2 protein-coding genes are annotated in these 1,350 nt (G+C 64.0%); both read right to left on the reverse strand.

Annotated elements, in window-relative coordinates; genetic code table 11:
• On the reverse strand, nt 1-841 hold an 841-nt coding region (locus I5M_RS19990; RefSeq protein ID WP_022723011.1), incomplete at its 3' end, for an MFS transporter.
• 290 nt (nt 842-1,131) lie between these two features.
• Nucleotides 1,132-1,350, reverse strand: a 219-nt coding sequence (locus tag I5M_RS33380) for a hypothetical protein (RefSeq protein WP_210161626.1), incomplete at its 5' end; no start/stop codon positions are given.

The following is a 1,350-nucleotide window of genomic DNA, read 5'->3' on the forward strand; positions in this document are numbered from 1 at the left end:
CGGAGCCGATGCGGCTGACGATGCCCAGCATCAACATTAGCGACAGCATCTCGGCGCCGCGCGCGACGCCGTAGCCGAGGTCGCCGCAATACGCGACGATGTGAACTTGCGGCATCGCCATCGCCACGCAGCAGGCGACGCTGGCGACACACAGCAGCGCCGTCAGGGTGTTGGCCGGCAGCCGCAGATCGATCCGCGGCGGCAGCGCGGCTTCGTGATTGGTCGCCGCGTGACCGGCCATCCTGGCGCGCAGGACGACGACCAGCAAACTCATCGCCACGGCGCTGAAGGCGCCGATCAGCACATAGGTGGTGCGCCAGCCGATCGTCTCCGTGCCCCAATTGACCAGAGGCGGCCAGATCGTGCCGGCGACGTAATTGCCGCTGGCGGCGATGGTCACGGCCAGCCCGCGATAGCGTTCGAACCAGTGCGAGGCTTCGGCCATCAGCGGGCCAAACGTCGCCGACGCTCCGGCGCCGATCACGCCGTGCATCAGCACGAACAACGCCAAGGAAGGCGACAAACCAGCGCCGAGATAGCCCAGCCCGAGCAGCACGATGCCGGCGCCGATCGCCGCCACGATGCCGAAGCGGTCCGTCAGCTTGCCGGTGGCGACGCCGCCGAGGCCGAAGCCGAGCATCGCCAGCGTGAAAGCCAGCGAGGCGGCGCCGCGGCTGGTGGCAAATTCGGTCTGCACGGTCGGCAGCACCACGACCACCGACCACATGCCGACGCTGCCGATCGAACCGATGGCGAGCGCCAGCGCCAATCGGATCCAGGCCTGGCGGGAGTCGAGCGTGAACGCCGGCTGATGGCCGGTCTGCACTTGAGGCGTTTCCATAACCGCAGCGTCGCCGGACCAGCGCGGTCGGTCAAGCGTCACCGGAACCGGCCTGCCATGCAGCGGCGATTCCCTAACCCTTTGAAGCGGGCCATCTTTGGCGACGGTCGGCATACAGGGCTGATAGCCCGAAAGGATTCGGCTGCACTTGGCAGCAACCGGATACGCGATACCGCGCGTGGGCCCGGCATCCACCACACCAAAACAAAATTCTCTATTCACAACAGCAATTTGATAAGTCCGTGAATCAGCAGACCCCGACAAACCAACATTCGGGTTGGATAAAACTATTAACCCTTGAAAAAGGCGCCTAGACCTCTCGCCTTCAATTCACGGACAGCGATCCGCCGGCAGCGTTCGTTGATCGATGCGAGACTGCCAAGCTCGCACCCGCAGGCTGAACACTTGACCTTCCCCTTGCCTTCTTCCGGAACACGAAGTTGATAGCCGCCACAGTCGGTGCAATGGAATTCAAAGTCGAAATGGTACCGTCCCGGCTCGTCTGTTAG

The sequence above is a fragment of the Rhodopseudomonas sp. B29 genome (assembly GCF_000333455.1).
GTDB lineage: Bacteria > Pseudomonadota > Alphaproteobacteria > Rhizobiales > Xanthobacteraceae > Rhodopseudomonas.